The 15596-nt window shown below is 69.0% G+C and carries 14 protein-coding genes; 8 read left to right on the top strand and 6 right to left on the bottom strand.

Going from position 1 to position 15596, the window contains the following annotated elements; translation table 11 throughout:
• The first annotated feature begins 5 nt into the window (after window positions 1–5).
• Window positions 6–2090, top strand: coding sequence for a UvrD-helicase domain-containing protein (locus AB0M73_RS05225; protein ID WP_363887068.1), 2085 nt, complete (start codon window positions 6–8; stop codon window positions 2088–2090).
• Window positions 2091–3080: 990 nt separating this feature from the next.
• Here the strand turns inward: AB0M73_RS05225 and AB0M73_RS05230 are convergent.
• On the bottom strand, window positions 3081–3497 hold the full coding sequence (locus AB0M73_RS05230; protein ID WP_363887463.1) for an integrase core domain-containing protein: 417 nt from the start codon (window positions 3495–3497) through the stop codon (window positions 3081–3083).
• 236 nt (window positions 3498–3733) lie between these two features.
• Window positions 3734–4732, bottom strand: a complete 999-nt coding sequence (locus AB0M73_RS05235; protein ID WP_363887071.1) for an NADP-dependent oxidoreductase — start codon at window positions 4730–4732, stop codon at window positions 3734–3736.
• A gap of 111 nt (window positions 4733–4843) precedes the next feature.
• Here AB0M73_RS05235 and AB0M73_RS05240 point away from each other — a divergent pair, with 111 nt between their 5' ends.
• A complete protein-coding gene (locus AB0M73_RS05240) occupies window positions 4844–5716 on the top strand; it encodes an alpha/beta hydrolase (RefSeq protein ID WP_363887073.1) in 873 nt (290 codons plus the stop codon).
• 66 nt (window positions 5717–5782) lie between these two features.
• Window positions 5783–6373: a TetR/AcrR family transcriptional regulator gene (locus AB0M73_RS05245; protein WP_363887075.1), complete on the top strand. Its 591-nt coding sequence runs from the start codon at window positions 5783–5785 to the stop codon at window positions 6371–6373.
• A 50-nt stretch (window positions 6374–6423) separates the two neighbouring features.
• Here AB0M73_RS05245 and AB0M73_RS05250 read toward each other — a convergent pair whose 3' ends face one another.
• A complete protein-coding gene (locus AB0M73_RS05250; protein ID WP_363887077.1) occupies window positions 6424–7857 on the bottom strand; it encodes a hypothetical protein in 1434 nt (477 codons plus the stop codon).
• A gap of 231 nt (window positions 7858–8088) precedes the next feature.
• On the opposite strand from AB0M73_RS05250, the gene AB0M73_RS05255 reads away from it, so the two are divergent.
• The 5 genes from AB0M73_RS05255 to AB0M73_RS05275 all read left to right on the top strand — a co-directional run bounded on the left by AB0M73_RS05255 (window position 8089) and on the right by AB0M73_RS05275 (window position 13288).
• The gene (locus tag AB0M73_RS05255) at window positions 8089–8529 is read left to right on the top strand and encodes a hypothetical protein (RefSeq protein ID WP_363887079.1); all 441 of its coding nucleotides are present in this window, start codon (window positions 8089–8091) and stop codon (window positions 8527–8529) included.
• Window positions 8530–8567: 38 nt separating this feature from the next.
• Complete coding sequence (locus AB0M73_RS05260) at window positions 8568–9032, top strand: hypothetical protein (RefSeq protein ID WP_043718752.1); 465 nt, start codon at window positions 8568–8570, stop codon at window positions 9030–9032.
• Between the two features lie 121 nt (window positions 9033–9153).
• Entirely contained in the window at window positions 9154–9945 is a 792-nt protein-coding gene (locus tag AB0M73_RS05265) for a peptidoglycan-binding protein (RefSeq protein ID WP_363887465.1), read from the top strand.
• A 54-nt stretch (window positions 9946–9999) separates the two neighbouring features.
• Complete coding sequence (locus AB0M73_RS05270) at window positions 10000–10821, top strand: CHAP domain-containing protein (protein WP_363887082.1); 822 nt, start codon at window positions 10000–10002, stop codon at window positions 10819–10821.
• A gap of 160 nt (window positions 10822–10981) precedes the next feature.
• Window positions 10982–13288, top strand: a complete 2307-nt coding sequence (locus AB0M73_RS05275; RefSeq protein ID WP_363887085.1) for a tetratricopeptide repeat protein — start codon at window positions 10982–10984, stop codon at window positions 13286–13288.
• 3 nt (window positions 13289–13291) lie between these two features.
• Here the strand turns inward: AB0M73_RS05275 and AB0M73_RS05280 are convergent, their stop codons facing one another.
• From AB0M73_RS05280 to AB0M73_RS05290, 3 genes are read right to left on the bottom strand one after another with little or no spacing between them, the layout of a single operon-like run.
• The gene (locus tag AB0M73_RS05280; RefSeq protein WP_363887467.1) at window positions 13292–14518 is read right to left on the bottom strand and encodes an RNA polymerase sigma factor; all 1227 of its coding nucleotides are present in this window, start codon (window positions 14516–14518) and stop codon (window positions 13292–13294) included.
• 2 nt (window positions 14519–14520) lie between these two features.
• Complete coding sequence (locus AB0M73_RS05285) at window positions 14521–14850, bottom strand: YciI family protein (RefSeq protein WP_363887088.1); 330 nt, start codon at window positions 14848–14850, stop codon at window positions 14521–14523.
• Between the two features lie 30 nt (window positions 14851–14880).
• Complete coding sequence (locus tag AB0M73_RS05290; RefSeq protein ID WP_363887091.1) at window positions 14881–15495, bottom strand: dihydrofolate reductase family protein; 615 nt, start codon at window positions 15493–15495, stop codon at window positions 14881–14883.
• Window positions 15496–15596: the final 101 nt, after the last annotated feature.

The raw sequence follows: 15596 nt of genomic DNA on the forward strand, positions 1-15596 counted from the left end.
CGCCAGTGGCGCGGTTGGCCATCGACAAGGAGTTCCTCCGCGACTTCGCGCGGCTGGAGAAGCCGGTGCAAGATCGGGTCACTGAGGTGTTCGGCAAGTTCGAACAGGACTCGCAGTCGGGTCGGAACCTCGAAAAGATCGTCAACGCCCGGGACCCGAGGTTCCGATCCATCCGGATCACACAGTTCTGGCGGGGTGTCGTGCTGGCGCCAGACTCAGGCGACACCTACGTCCTGCTCAAGGTGCTGCCGCACGACGACGCCTACGTGTGGGCGCAGCGCCGCACGGCGTCGGTCAACGCCGCGACCGGACGCATTGAGATCCGCGACGTCGTGGCGATCGACGAGACCATCCCGGCGCTGTCGGACATGGCGGCATATGAGAGCCATCTGCTGTTCGAGCAGGTCGGTGACGCAGACCTACGACGACTTGGTGTGGATGACCAGACACTGTCTTTCGCCCGCGTACTGACCGACCCGGTCCAACTGGATGCGGCAAGATCGTTCCTACCCCCGACTCAATGGGACGTCCTGTTCGGGCTTGCGGCCGGGCTGAGCCCGGAAGAAGTGTGGGCGGAGTTGGGGGCGGCTCTGGTGGAAGGCGCGGTGGACGCCGAGGATATCGACGCGGCGGTCAAACGTAGCCCCGACCGGATCGTGCTCGTGGACGGGCCCGACGAGCTCATGGCGATACTTCGGCACCCGTTTGCGTCGTGGCGGATCTACCTACATCCAGTACAGCGGGCGGTCGTCGAGACACGCTATCGAGGTCCAGCGCGAGTTACCGGTGGGCCGGGCACGGGGAAGACCGTCGTCGCTCTGCACCGTGCGCATCACCTCGCTCAGTACGGTCACGGCAAAGTTCTGGTAACTACGTTCACGTCCACACTTGCCGACTCCCTGCGTGCCGGTCTGAAGTTGCTCGTCGCGTCGGCCGAGGTCGCCGCCTGCATCGAAGTCGCACATGTCGATCAGGTCGCGCACCGTGCGTTCCGTGAAGAACACGGCGTGCCGACGATGCTGTCGGCTGCCGACGAGAAGGCCATGTGGAAGCAACTCGTGGAACGCCTTGATCTGCCCTTTTCCGAGAGCTTTCTGGCCGAGGAGTGGCGTCAAGTGGTGCTCGGGCAGCGCATCAGCACCGAGGAGACGTACCTCGCGGCGAGCCGAGTAGGCCGTGGCCGGCGGCTGAGGGCACAGCAGAGGCAACAGGTGTGGTCAGCGCTCCAGCAGTTCGACACGAGTCTGCGCGACCGGAACCTGTGGACTCACGAGACGGTGACCGCGGAGGCCGTAAGTTTGCTCGAACGGGGAGTGGACAAGCCGTATCGACACGTCGTCGTGGATGAGGCGCAGGATCTCAGTCCTGAGGCTTGGCGGTTGTTACGTGCCGTCGTTCCCGATGGCGACGACGACATCTTCGCCGCGGGAGACACGCATCAACGCATCTACAAGAACTTCGTCAACCTCAGCGAGTTCGGCATCCGGGTTGCCGGACGCTCGACGAAACTGACGATCAACTACCGAACCACGGCCGAGATACTTGCGTGGAGTCTGGGACTACTCAGAGGTGAGCGGATCGATGACATGAACGGGGGCCTGGACTCCATCGCGGGTTGCCGTTCGGAGCTGCATGGGCAGCCGCCGGAGTTGCGCGGTTTTCACACCCGTGAAGAGGAGTTCCGGTTCGTAGGCGCCAAGATCCGGCAGTGGCTGGAGTCGGGCGTCCAGGTCGGTGAGATCGGCGTGGCGGTGCGTTCGAACTGGCTCAGCGAGCGGGTCCAGGAGTTCCTGACCTCTGAGCAGTTACCTGCCCATCTGCTGGCTGACGGGCAACCTACAGACACGGAGATCTCTGTCGGCACGATGCACCGCATGAAAGGACTTGAGTTTCGCTGCCTGGTGGTAGTGGGGGTGGGCGCGCGGTACATGCCCGCGTTGAACGCCGTCACTCCGCTCGGCGAGGACGCACAGACGCACGAGCTGGATCGGCAACGAGAACGCTGCCTACTTTTCGTCGCTTGCACGCGTGCCCGTGAGCAGCTCGTGGTGACCTGGCACGAGTCGCCAAGTCCGTTCCTCTCCTTCTAGGATCAACGCCGCCGTCATCTCGGTCACCGCTGGGACAGAGGGCTATGGCGCAAGCCAGATCGGCCGGATGTCGGGCTCCACACCGGACGTGGTGGAGCAAAACTGGAGCAGGGATGTCTGTTGAACCTACATTGAACCGCACTGTACGGCACTCAAGTGCAGTGACTGCAACGGGTTTGACGTGGCGATTCTCTGTTTCCGCAGGTCAGGGGCACTGTCTAAACCAGACTGGCAGTGTGAGGGTCAGGGGTTCGAGTCCCCTCAGCTCCACAATCGTTGAATAGTTTAGATACGCCCCCTAACCTGGGAAGACTAGGTTTGGGGGCGGTCTTGTATTTTCGTCCCAAGTGGACAGTGGATGACGTAACTGGAGCAAACTGGAGCATGACCATGATCCGCGCGAAATAGGGTCACGATTTGCTCCACCCCATTCGGGTGATTCCGGTCCGCGTGTCTGGCGATGGGTTCTTTCCGACGGCCGCTGTCGTTGTTGGCAACACGTCGCAGGGGTTCGTCGGGCTGAACGATGTGCTTGCCGCACAGGCGATCTGGGGCCACTGTTCGCCTGGATCCTGCGGAGCGGCGACACGTGGCCGCGCTGCTCGTCAATACCTCCGCACAGCGCTGTCGTTCGCGGATGCCCTGCCGTTCGACTCCGCGGGCCTGCGTGGTCTGGTCAGCTGGCGCGTGCGGTCGCTCCAGTGGCCAAGATGACCGTCGCTGCCGACGATGCGGGCACGTGGTCACACCGCGACTCGGCAATGTGCAGCGTGGCCACGCGGCCTGCGGGTACTGCGCGGGACTGCCGTAGACGCAAAGGACGCGGTCGCGGTGATGAAGGCGGCCGGCCTGGAACCGCTGGTTGACTATCCCGGTTCTGCTCGCCCGTGGCAGTGCCGTTGCCGTCGATGCGGTCGTACGGTGAGCACTCGGTACGCGGCGGTAGCTTGTGGGGTTCCATAAGTCTGTCACCGGTGCTGACCAGTGGTTTTACACGGCTCGTTCGTACTCGTTGATCAGGCCTCCGAGGAGGCGCTGTCGCTTGATCCGCTGGGAGTTCAAGTTGGCCGCAGGGTGGGTCGGCCGGGGTGGGCGGAGCTCGCGGGACCGGTGCGGCCGTCGACTGTTGTAGTGCTGGACGTATTCGGCGAGTACGGCGTTGAGGTGCCGCTGGTTCAGGATCAGCATGCGGTCGATGAGCTCGGTTCTGGCAGTGCGCAGGAAGCGTTCGGCGTAGCCGTTCGCCCGGGGGCAACGTGGCGGGATTTTGATCGTCTTAATGCACGGACTTCGTGCCGACCAGGCGTAGCAGGGCGAAGAGGTGGCGGGTGTGACATGTCTGGTGTGCGCTCTCGGCGTTGGGCGCGATGGGCAGCTCTGTGCCGTTGGGCGGCCACCGTAAGCGATCTTGTAGCTGAGAAGTCCGGCTGCCGCGGATGCGGAAGGTCGCCGACGAGGCGAGCGTCGAACGGGGCTTTCCTTGGCAGCGCCGCACCGATTTCAGTTCGGGAGTCCGGCGTCCACTGCGGCGGGCTCGGAAGCCGCTTGGCCGAGTGGCGCGTCGTGAATCGCGGCGCGAGGACAACGCCTGGACGAGGATCCCGTGGAACGGCCGAACAGTCACGGGCCACAACACCTGTGCGCTACTCCAGGGTCACTACGACCTTGCCCTTGGCGCGTCCCTGGTCGACGTGGGTGACGGCGTCGAGCGTCGCGTCGAACGGGAACACCCGGTCGATGGCGGGGCGCAGGTGGCCGGGGTCGATGAGGGTGGTGAGCTCCCGCAGCTGGGTTCCGTCGGCCCGCATGAACAGGAACGAGTACTGGACGCCTAGCCGCTTCGCCTGGCGGCGGATGCGACGGCTCAGCAGGGTCATGGCCACGCGCAGGAACGCCGGGGCGCCGATCTGCTGGGCGAAAGCGGGGTCGGGCGGGCCGGCGATGCCGATCGCCAGGCCGCCGGGCTTGAGCACGGTCAAGGACTTCGCCAGATTCGTACCGCCCAACGGGTCGAGAACGACGTCGTAGCCGGACAGGACCTCGGCGAAGTCCTCGTGCTTGTAGTCGATGACGAGGTCGGCGCCGAGAGCCCTGACCCACTCGACGTTCGACGTGCTGGTGGTCGTGGCGACGGTCGCACCCAGGTGCTTGGCCAGCTGGATCGCGATCGTGCCCACGCCACCGGAGCCGGCGTGGATGAGGACCTTCTGCCCGGCCGTCACGTTCGCGCGCTCGACCAGGGCCTGCCACGCGGTGAGCCCGGCCAGCGGCACCGCGGCCGCTTCCACCATGGACAGCGAGGCCGGCTTGGGGGCGACGTCGTCCTGGTGGATGGCGATGAGCTCGGCGAACGTCCCGATGCGGTGGTCCCGGGGCCGGGCGTAGACCTCGTCGCCGGCCTTGAACTTCCGCACCGCGTATCCGACGCGGGTGACGACGCCGGCGACGTCGTGCCCGAGCACGAACGGCGGACGGTAGCGCAGGATCAGCTTGAAGTCGCCGTCGCGGATCTTGGCGTCCAGCGGGTTGACGCCGGCGGCACGGACGCTCACCAGGACGTCATGGGCGCCCAGCTGGGGTTCCGGCAGCTCTGCGGCGCGCAGGCCGTCCTCGCGGTAGCGCTCGACGATGAATGCCTTCATGTGTTCCCGCTCTCCTCATCTCGTGCGGCCGACCACTTGCGGTCGTCATTGAATTATGACCATACTTCAATCACGGCCGGACGGCCACCCCAACGACGGACGAGGACAGCCATGAACAACCCGCAAGCAGCACGAGAGGACGCTCGGGCGTCCTATCAGGACACACCGACCCGCACGGTTTCCGCCGGAGGCGTGGATTTCGCCTACCGCATGCTCGGCCCGGACGCCGGCGTACCGGTGGTCTTCCTGACCCACCTGGCCGCGACCCTGGACAACTGGGATCCCCGTGTCGTCGACGGCATCGCCGCGGCACGCCGGGTCATCACCTTCGACAACCGCGGCGTCGGCGCGTCCACCGGCGCGACACCGAACACCATCGAGGCCATGGCGCACGACGCCGTCACCTTCATCAAGGCGCTGGGTTTCCCCGAGGTCGACCTGCTGGGCTTCTCGATGGGCGGCATGATCGCCCAGTTGATCGCCGCCGACGAACCCCGGCTCGTCCGCAAGCTGATCATCGCGGGCACCGGCCCGGCCGGCGGCGAGGGCATCAAGAACGTGACCAGGATTTCGCACCTGGACGCTCTCCGGGGGCTACTCACGGCACAGGACCCGAAGCAGTTCCTGTTCTTCACCCGGACCGCGAACGGACGCCGGGCCGGCAAGCAGTTCCTCGCCCGGTTGAAGGAACGCAAGACCAACCGGGACAAGACGATCTCCCTGCGGGCCTACGGTGCGCAGCTCAAGGCCATCCACCGCTGGGGCCTGGCGCGGCCGGCGGACCTGTCCGCCATCCGCCAGCCCGTGCTCGTCGCGAACGGCGACGCCGACCGGATGGTGCCGACCACCAACTCGGCCGACCTGGCGCGGCGCCTGCCCGACAGCGAACTGGTGATCTACCCCGACGCGGGGCACGGAGGGATCTTCCAGTACCACGGCGAGTTCGTTGCCAAGGCTCTCGAATTCCTCGCCCGGGAACGCTGATCCGGCGGCCGACCATTGGCTTACGAGTGAAATACCATATGATCGGCCGGCGGAGGCGAGGAACGCATGGTGCGCTACAGCGGCGAGCACAAGCAGGAGACCCGGCAGCGGATCATCGAGACGGCCGGGCGCCGGCTCAAGCGAGACGGCATCGACGGCTCCGGAGTCTCCACGCTGATGAAGGACGCCGGGCTGACCAACGGCGCCTTCTACGCCCACTTCACGTCCAAGGACGACCTCGTCGCCACCGCGATCGCCGACCAGTTGCAGGCCCTCAACGCGAACGTCGTCGCGCAGGCGGAACCCGGCCTGGCCGGACTCCACCAGATCGTGCGCTGGTACCTCTCGGCCGAGCACCGCGACAACCCCGGCGACGGCTGCCCCAACGCCGCCCTGCTCGACGAGATCGGGCGCTGCACCGACACCACCAGGCAGGCCTACACCGACGGCGTCCTGCTGGTCATCGACGGCATCGCCGCTCGTGTCGCCCCCGACGATCCACCCACGGCCCGAGTGAAGGCGCTCAGCCTCCTCGCGATGCTGGCCGGGACACTGCAGCTCTCCCGCGCCCTGACCGACCGGCAACTCTCCGACGCTCTGCTCGAACAAGGCATCCGCAACGCCTTGGCCTTGCTGGGCAACGAACAGCACAGCTGACTGCGGCGTCACGCCGGCGGACCTCGTCCGGGTCAGGGCTGCGTCGGGGGTCAGAACGGGCAGGCGGCTTCGTCGATGCCGGTGAGGCCCCAGGGGTCGCCGGCCGGCGGTACGGCGTCGGGCTCGGCGGGTCGGGTCTGCGGTGACCAGGCGAGGAATCTGGTGGTGCCGGAGGGGAGGGTGGCGGTGAAGCGGCGGGTGTCGGGGCCGAACTCGGGGGCGGGGCCGTGGTCGTGCCAGGTCGCGTCCCGGTGTCCGAGACGGAGTGCCGGCATGGGGATCTTCAGGCCGCCCACCTCAAGGACTGCCGGCTCGACCGGGGCCCAGCGCGGGGGCGTGCCTTCGCGGCTGATCAGCTGGCCGAGGGCCCGGTCCCACTGCACGACCTGGCCGGCCCAGAGCAGCCTGGTCTGACGGATGCGCACTCGATCGAGCAGGGGGATCCCCCGCACGACCTGACCGATCTCCTGGCCGGTCAGTTCCTCGAGTTCGATGAGGTCCTCCAGCAACTCCGTGGTCTCCCGAAGCCGGAGCACCTTGTCCGGCTCCGGCGTCTGCAGGGGGATGCCGACGGAATCCGGGCCCGGTTCGCCGAACACCAGCACCACGGAACGGCACAGCTTCAGCTCCAGGATGCCCGCCGCGTGGGCGATTCGAAGATCCTCGTTGGCGGTGAGCACCTTCGCCGCCATCTCCATCGTGCCGTCGTCCTCGCTGCGCATCTCGACGTGGAGGACGACGCCGTCGTCGACCATCAGGTGCCAGGTCCGGACGTTGTCCTCGACGACCTCGTCCAGGACGGTCGCCTGGTAGACGGCGATGGACGAGCCGTCGGACGCCTTCAGCTCTATACGGAGCTGGTGGGCGGGGACGGAGTGGAGCATCCGGGGTCGGGTCGGCGGCTCCTGGGGGACGTCGAGGTCGTCGTAAGGTTCGGACACCGGAGAGATCTCGGTGTTCGGTGGGGCGATGTACACGGTGGCCGGACGGGCCAGCACGACGTCGGCCGTCCACGCCTGGCCGTCGACCGTGACGGCGCCGGCGTCCCGCAGCTGCTCGATGAAGCGCAAGGTCTCCATGGTGAGGGCGGCGACACGCGAGACGGCGTTCACGGCCGCGAGGTGACGCTCACCGAAGGAGGAGCCGGCGGCCAGCTCGGAGTCCGTCACCGGGCCGGTCGCGTCGGTGTCGTCCACCTTCAGCGCCTTCCACGCCGCCCGCAGGTCACCGAGCCGGCCGAGTCGCTGTTCGGTCGACGTCGACGCGGCGTCCAGCAGCCGCCGGATCGCGCTGAGGACCTTCGGATAGAAGGTCGACTCCTGCTTCGAGGTCAGTGGCCGCACCCGCGCCGCGAGTGACTCGAACACCTCCTCGTCGGCGGGCCGGGCGAGCGCCTCCGGGTCTCGGAGCAGGGAGTGAGCACCGATCCGCCGCGCCCGAAGGACAAATCGGGCGACGGTGTCAGCGGGCGGCAGCGATGTCATGGCTGACATCGTGGCGGAACTTCGGGCGCCGCGCCGCCGGGCGTCGACCCGGCGTTCGGTCGCGCAGGGCCAACGCCAGGCGAACGTCAACCTGTCGTCATGGAGGTTCCGCCGCGGGGCGGACAGGATGTTGTTCAACGGCAGGGGAGACCAGGAACGGCCGGCCCCGGCAGACAGAAGCTCATCGCCCCGACGGCGAAAAGCCCCGCTCCCAGAACGAAGGGCACCTCCATGTCCAAAATCGCCAGGATGGCCGCCGTCGCGGCGTTCGCGGTGCCGGTGCTCGTGGGCGCCGCCGGAACGGCGCAGGCCTCCACTCCTTCCGGCTGCTCCAGCGTCACCCAGATCGGCAGCACGGCGTACATCACCACAGGCGGCCAGACGATGGCCTCGGTGAAGCAGTACAAGGGCTGCAACAAGAACTACGCCTACCTGTACATGTGGGAGGGCTACCGCTCCACCCACAGCAGCTGGAACGTCTGCACGTCCATCGTCACCAATGGCGGGCACACCCTTGAGGACGAGAGCTGCGGCATCAAGGCCAATCCTGTCGAGATCTGGTCCTTCGGCGCCTCCACCCTGTCGCAGTGCACCCAGGCCCTGGGCTGGAGCGGCACCGGTGACTGGCCGGACCCCGGGGACCCGCGCGCGGTGACCGACGTCCGCTGCTGACCTGGCGAACCCGCCCCCCACAGGAGAACGAGAAAGCCATGCAGCGTTCGATTCCGCACGTCGCCGCCGGACTGGCCGCGCTTGCCATCGCAGTGACCCCGGCCGTCGCGGCGGCCGCGCCGGCATCGGCCGCCACGGCCGCCTCCTGCTCCGACCGTTATCAGGTGGGCAGCACCAAGGTGGTGCCCGACGAGCACGGGCAGTCGGCCATGTCCATCAAGCAGTACTGGTCGCCGTCCTGCCAGGAGAACTTCGCCTACGCCTACGTCTGGCAGTCCTTCCGCGACAGCCACCCCGGCGCCTTCACCATCGTGGTCGGCGAGATCTGGGTTCATTCGCCCGGCGTGGAGACGAACCCCGTCGCCAACAGCGCCGTCGACACCCGCCAGGCGGAGCTCTGGTCGCCCGGTTTCTACGGGCCCGGCCGGTGCACCTACGCCACGGGCACCCTCGCCTGGGGCTCCTACGACAGTGACGGCAAGACCGACCAGCGCTGTGGCTGACCGGGCCGATCCTCGAACGAACGGAAATAAACTCAGCATGGACACCACAACGAGGACCCGGCGCGCCGTCACGGGGCTGCTGGCGGGCGTCGCCGCCCTGGGCTGCCTGGCGTTGACCGCGATGCCGGCTTCGGCGGTCACCCCGCGATCGGCCCAGACCACCGCCGCGCTGCCCGTCGTCGACATGGAAGCCACCGTCCTGGCGGCCCAGATCGACCCGCGTCGCGCCGACAGCACGCAGACCCCGGGCGCCCACGATTCCGTGCTGGCCGTGGAGAAGGCTCTGCAGGCCCGCAACCTGCTGGACGCCAAGTGGGTCGACGGCTACTTCGGCACCACGACCATCACGGCGTACGCGGCCTTCCAGCGTTCGCTCGGGTACAGCGGCCTGGCCGCGAACGGGCTGCCCGGCCAGAGCTCGCTGACCGCGCTCGGGCAGGGCCGGTTCACCGTCTCCCGCGTCATCGGACCGGGCGCGAAGGTCAAGCGCGACGGCTACACCATCAACACCCGCACCCAGGCGATGCTCACCGAGGCCGAGCGCCTGCTGGGCCGGACCCTCAAGCTCGACCAGGGTTCCTACAACCCCGGCGGCGACCCGACCTCGGCCGGCACCCACGACGGCGGCGGTGTCGTGGACGTCAACGTCGACGGCATGTCCGCCGCCACCAAGACCTCCGTCGCCAAGGCCCTGCGCCAGGTCGGCTTCGCCGCCTGGGTCCGCAACCCGACCCAGGGCGACTGGCCGTGGCACATCCACGCCGCGGCGATCAACGACACCGACCTGTCCACCCAGGCCCAGAACCAGATCGGTGACTACTACCTCGGCTTCAACGGTCTCGCCAACCACGGCGCCGACGACGGGCCCCGGATCGCGATCCAGACCTGGGAGGACTACCAGCGCACGCACTGACCGGCGCGCCGGACGTCCTCCCCACCCACTGACACTTCACGAAAAGGGAAAACCGTGAGAAACGTACGCACGATGCTCACCGTCGCCGGCACCGCCCTCGCCCTGGCCATCCCCACCCTGGCCGTCACCGCCGCGCCCGCCTTCGCCGCGAGCCGCGACGGGGTCTGCGACAGCGGGGAGTTCTGCTACTACTACAACAGCAACGAGGCCGGCTCGGTCTCCGACTTCACCGGCTCGATCAGCGACCTCGGCGCCACCGAGCCGTCCTGCTACGACTTCAAGAGCGCCGGCGCCGGCCAGGGCGTGTGCGTGAAGAACAACGCGGCGTCGGTGTGGAACCGCTCCTCGTCCACCGTGGTGGTCTACTTCAACAGCGGCTTCGGCGGGGCGAGCCAGGAAATCGCCCCCGGCGCGAAGGCCAACCTCAACGCCACGCTGAAGAACAACAACGCCAGCCACCAGTTCGTCACCGGCGGTGGCGGCGGCTCGCAGACTCCGCGTAACGACTACGACGGCAACGCCCGCGGCTTCGCGCAGGACAACTGCACCGCGTTCGCGGCCTACCGGATCGCCAGCCGGCTCGGCGTGTCCAACTTCAGCAACTCCTACGGCGGCACCACCTGGGGCAACGCCGGCACCTGGGACGACGCTGCCCGCCGCGTCGGCGTCTCGGTCAACAAGACCCCGACGGTGGGCTCCATCGCCGTCAACGACGTGCACAAGGTCGGCCACGTCGCCTACGTCAACGCGGTCCACTCGGACGGCTCCTTCGACGTCGAGGAGTACAACTGGAACAACCCGCTCGCCTACGGCACCCGCAAGAACGTGCACGTGAGCGACGCCCAGGCCGACTTCCAGTGGATGCTCCACTTCTGATCGGTCTCTGAATCACCCCCTCGGGGCGCCGGTGCGAGCCACCGGCGCCCCACAGGCATGCCCAGTTCCGCGAATCAGTTGAACCGGCGCGGCCCGCTGACCGACAATGGTCGGACTGGCCTGTGCCGCTCCGGCGGCTGACCGTGTCCGGGGGGCGGGAATGGGCAGTGATGCCTTTGGGGAGCTACTGCGTGACTGTCGGCTTGCCGTCGGCTGGACGCAGGACGAGCTGGCCGGCCGCTCGGGGGTGTCGGCCCACTCGATCAGCGTGCTGGAGGCGGGCCGGCGACAGCCGCGGCTGTCCTCGGTGGGCATGCTCGCCGAGGCCCTGGGACTCGACCCGGGCCGCCGCGAACAGCTGCTCGCGGCGGCGCGCAACGCCGTCGCCCCGCCCGCGCCGATCTCGCCCCCGGAACCGACCCCGGCCCCGCAGGTCGACGACCGGCCCAGCATCCCGGTGCCCCGGCAGCTGCCCTGCGCGGTGGCGGGCTTCACCGGCCGGACAGCCCAGCTCAAAGAGCTCACCAGCCTGCTCGACCGGGACGACGCCGTGGTGATCTCGGCGATCAACGGCAGCGCCGGCGTCGGCAAGACGGCCCTGGCCGTGCACTGGTCGCACCAGGTCGCGGACCGTTTTCCCGACGGGCAGCTCTACGTCAACCTCCGGGGTTTCGACCCCAGCGGCCAGCCGGTCCCGCCGGCCGAGGCGATCCGGGGTTTCCTCGACGCGCTCGGCGTGCCGGCCCAGGGCATCCCGGCCGGCCTGGCCGAGCAGGCGGCGCTGTACCGCTCCCGGCTGGCCGACCGGCGGGTGCTCGTGGTGCTGGACAACGCCCGCGACACCAGCCAGGTCCGGCCGCTGCTGCCGGGCACGGCCCGGTGCATGACCGTCATCACCAGCCGTGACAACCTCGGCGGCCTGATCGTGAGCGAGGGCGCGCAGGCCATCGCCCTGGACCTGATGACCTCCGCCGAAGCCGATGACCTGCTGGCGAGCAGGCTGGGCCCGGAGCGGCTGGCCGCCGAACCGCAGGCCGTCAGCGACCTGCTCGAAATGTCCGCGCACCTGCCGCTGGCGTTGAGCATCGTCGCCGCGCGAGCCACCCTCACTCCCGCCCGGTCGCTGACCGAGCTGGCCGGGCAGCTGCGCGATGTCCGCGATCGCCTGCACGCCTTGGACATCGGGGACACCAGCGTCGACCTCAGTGCCGTGTTCTCCTGGTCCTACCGGACGCTGAGCGATGCGGCGGCTCGCATGTTCCGGCTGCTGAGCCTGCACCCGGGCCCGGTCATCTCGGTGCCCGCCGCGGCCAGCCTCGTCGGAACCGAACGCGGTCAGGCCCGTGCGGCCCTGTCCGAGCTGGTCAGGGCGCAGTTGCTCACCGAACCCAGCGCCGGCCGGTTCGCCTATCACGACCTGCTGCGGGCGTACTCGACCGACAACGCCCACCTGGAGGAGACCGAGCAGTCGCGCCGCGAAGCGCTGCACCGCATGCTCGATCACTACCTGCACACCGCGCACGTCGCGGCGCTGCTGCTCAACCCGCCCAACGACCAGTTGTCCCTGGCCGAGCCGCAGCCGGGTGTCGCCATGGCCGAGCTCATCGACGACGAGCAGGCATGGCAGTGGTTCACGGCCGAGCGTCCGGTGTTCCCGGCGGCCATCGACCTCGCCGCCGCCGCCGGCTTCGACACCCACGCCTGGCAACTCGCGTACAGCGTCGCCAGCTTCTGCGTGCGCGCCGGGCACTGGGCACAGATGGCCGCCGCCCAGGTCGTCGCGATCGCCGCCGCCGAACGCTCGGGTGAACCGGACGGGCAGGCATCGTCCCTGCGTGAGCTGGGCCGGGCCTACATGCGGCTCGGTCGTTATCCCGACGCGAAGGACAGCCTGCACCGCGCGCTCGCCCTGGACAAGCAGCTCGGCGACCTGACCGGCCAGGCCCGCAGCTACAACAACCTCGGCATCGTGTCCCACGCGCTGGGCGCCCACGAGGAGGCGCTGGAGCACGGCATGGCCGCCTACGCCTTGTTCCACGAGGCTGGACACCAGGCGGGCCAGGCGGACGCGCTGAACGCGATCGGCTGGATGCAGACCCAGCTGGGCCAGCACGCCGACGCGCTGCGCCACTGCGGCAAGGCGCTCGAGCTGCACCGCATGGTGGGCAGCCGACACGGCGAGGCGGACACCTGGGACAGCCTCGGCTACGCCCACCACAACCTCGGCGAGCACCAGCAGGCCGTCACCTGCTACCAGAACGCCCTGGACCTGTACCAGAAGCTGGGCAGCCGCCATCCGCAGGCCGACACGCTGATCCGCCTCGGCAACACCCACCAGGACAGCGGCGACGTCCAAGCCGCTCATCGCGTCTGGCAGCAGGCCCTGCCCATCCTCGACGACCTGCACCACGCGGACGCCGAAGTCCTCCGCGCGCGCATGGCCGAGCACCGAGCCCAGACGAGCTGAGACCTACCCCAGCTGGTCGCGGCGGCGGGTCAGGTAGGCGGTCTCGGCGGTGTTGCCCGCGAGTTCGATGGCTTTGTCGTACGCCGCGCGCGACTCCTGGCTACGGCCCAGCCGACGCAGCAGGTCGGCGCGGGTGGCGTGGTACGGGTGGTACCCGGTCAGCCTGGGCTCAAGGCGGTCGACGGCCGCCAGCGCGACCTCGGGGCCGTCGATCTCGGCCAGGGCGATGGCCCGGTTGAGGGCGACCACGGGGGAGGAGTCGAGGCGGACCAGCTGGTCGTAGAGGGCGAGGACCTGTGACCAGTCGGTGTCGCGGATGTCGCGGGCGGAGGTGTGCACGGCGTTGATCGCGGCGAGGATCTGGTACGGACCGGGGGCGACCCCGGCGGCCAGGCGCTCGCGCACCAGCCGGTGGCCCTCGGCGATCAGCGTGGTGTCCCAGGCGCCGCGGTCCTGCTCGTCGAGGGCGACGAGTTCGCCGCCGGCCGAGACGCGGGCGGTGCGGCGGGCCTCGGTGAGCAGCATCAGCGCCAGCAGCCCGGCCACCTCGCCGTCGTCCGGCAGCAGGGCGCGGATCAGGCGGGTGAGCCGGATCGCCTCGGCCGTCAGGTCGTGACGGAGCGGATCGGTGTCGGGGCCGGTCGCCAGGTAGCCCTCGTTGAACACGAGAAAAAGCGCGGTCAGCACGCCGGAGACGCGAGCCGGGAGATCCGCGGCGGACGGCACGCGGTACGGGATGCGGGCCGCCTTGATCTTGGCCTTGGCGCGGGTGATCCGCTGCCCCATGGCAGCCTCGGCGACCAGGAAGGCGCGGGCGATCTCCGGCACGGTCAGGCCGCCGACCATACGCAGCGTCAGCGCCAGACGGGCCTCCATCGCCAGCGCCGGGTGGCAGCAGGTGAAGATCAGCCGGAGCCGGTCGTCGTCGATGGCGCCGAGAGGCTCGTGCGGGTCGTCGTCGGACACCATCTGAGCCTCCTTGTGTTTGTCGTCGCGCTTGTTCTCGCGCCGGATCCGGTCGATGGCCTTGCGGTTGGCGGTGGTGGTCAGCCAGGCGCCGGGATTGGGCGGCACGCCGTCGGCCGGCCACCGCTCGACGGCCGTCGCGAACGCCTCGGCCGCCGCCTCCTCGGCGACGTCCAGGTCACCGAAGCGCCGGGTCAGGGCGGCTACCACCCGGGCCCACTCCTCGTGGTGGGCCCGGGTGACCGCCTCGCGGACGTCGGTCACGGTCACGGCTCCAGGAACGGCCGCACCTCGACCTTGCGATTGCAGGCTTTCGACCCCGCGGCCGCGAGTTCGAGCGCCATGTCGAGGTCGGCGGCTTCGATGACCCAGAAGCCGGCGAGGTACTCCTTGGACTCCAGAAAGGGGCCGTCGGTGACCATTCCCTCCCCGCCACGGTTGTCGATGACGGTGGCCGTGTCGGGCGCGGCGAGGCCGCCGGCGAAGACCCAGTAGCCCTCGGTCTGAAGCCGCTCGTTGAACACGTCGATCGCCGCGTCCTCGTCCGGGTTGGCGAGCGTGGCCTGATCGTGGATCACGGAAAGCAGGTACTGCATGGGGAGATCCTCTCCTACGGGTGTGGGACGTCAGCCTGCCGTGTAGTACCGCGGGCGACCGGCCGGCCGGTAGACCTGGATCGCCACGCCCTTCGAGTCGACCCGCGACTCGACCAGGTCGAGCGCGAGATCCGGGCCGTTGCGCGGGAACAGCCGCGCGCCCTGGCCGAGCACCACCGGGATCACCATCAGGGTCATCTCGTCGACCAGGTCGTTGGCCAGCAGCCACTGGGTCAGGATGCCGCCGCCGTGCACCTGAAGCTCACCCCCGGGCTTGGCCTTCAGCTCACGCACGGCCGCCGCGAGGTCACGGCCGAGAACGGTCGTGTTCTCCCAGCGCGGCGCGGTGAGCGTGGTCGAGGCGACGTACTTGGGGGCCCGGTTCAGGGCCACGCCGACGGGGTGCGCGCGCAACTCGTCGATCGATCCCCAGGAGCCGGCGAACAGGTCGTAGGTGCGCCGTCCGAGCAGGAACGCCTCGGCCCGCAGGTAGGTCTCCGCGATGAACGCCCTGGTCCCGTCGTCACCCGCGCCCCGGGCCCAGCCGCCGCGGTCGAAGCCGTTCCTGCGGTCCTCGTCCGACGCGCCGCCGTTGCCCTGCGTCACGCCGTCAAGGGTCACCTGGGTCATGGTCGTCAGCTTCATGATCGCGATTCCTTCGCCTCGGCGCCGCCCCCTGCGGGCGGCCTCACCCCTGCTACGAACACCCCCGCCCCGATCCGACACCTCCGCCCGAACTTCTTCGA

It is taken from the genome of Kutzneria sp. NPDC051319 (assembly GCF_040682195.1).
Classification (GTDB): domain Bacteria; phylum Actinomycetota; class Actinomycetes; order Mycobacteriales; family Pseudonocardiaceae; genus Kutzneria.

Coding starts and splice junctions, on each gene's coding strand:
- AB0M73_RS05235 (WP_363887071.1), bottom strand. CDS start 4,732: ATGAAGGCATTCATCGTCGAGCGCTACCGCGAGGACGGCCTGCGCGCC.
- AB0M73_RS05245 (WP_363887075.1), top strand. CDS start 5,783: ATGGTGCGCTACAGCGGCGAGCACAAGCAGGAGACCCGGCAGCGGATC.
- AB0M73_RS05275 (WP_363887085.1), top strand. CDS start 10,982: ATGGGCAGTGATGCCTTTGGGGAGCTACTGCGTGACTGTCGGCTTGCC.
- AB0M73_RS05260 (WP_043718752.1), top strand. CDS start 8,568: ATGCAGCGTTCGATTCCGCACGTCGCCGCCGGACTGGCCGCGCTTGCC.
- AB0M73_RS05265 (WP_363887465.1), top strand. CDS start 9,154: ATGCCGGCTTCGGCGGTCACCCCGCGATCGGCCCAGACCACCGCCGCG.
- AB0M73_RS05290 (WP_363887091.1), bottom strand. CDS start 15,495: ATGAAGCTGACGACCATGACCCAGGTGACCCTTGACGGCGTGACGCAG.
- AB0M73_RS05240 (WP_363887073.1), top strand. CDS start 4,844: ATGAACAACCCGCAAGCAGCACGAGAGGACGCTCGGGCGTCCTATCAG.
- AB0M73_RS05250 (WP_363887077.1), bottom strand. CDS start 7,857: ATGACATCGCTGCCGCCCGCTGACACCGTCGCCCGATTTGTCCTTCGG.
- AB0M73_RS05255 (WP_363887079.1), top strand. CDS start 8,089: ATGTCCAAAATCGCCAGGATGGCCGCCGTCGCGGCGTTCGCGGTGCCG.
- AB0M73_RS05285 (WP_363887088.1), bottom strand. CDS start 14,850: ATGCAGTACCTGCTTTCCGTGATCCACGATCAGGCCACGCTCGCCAAC.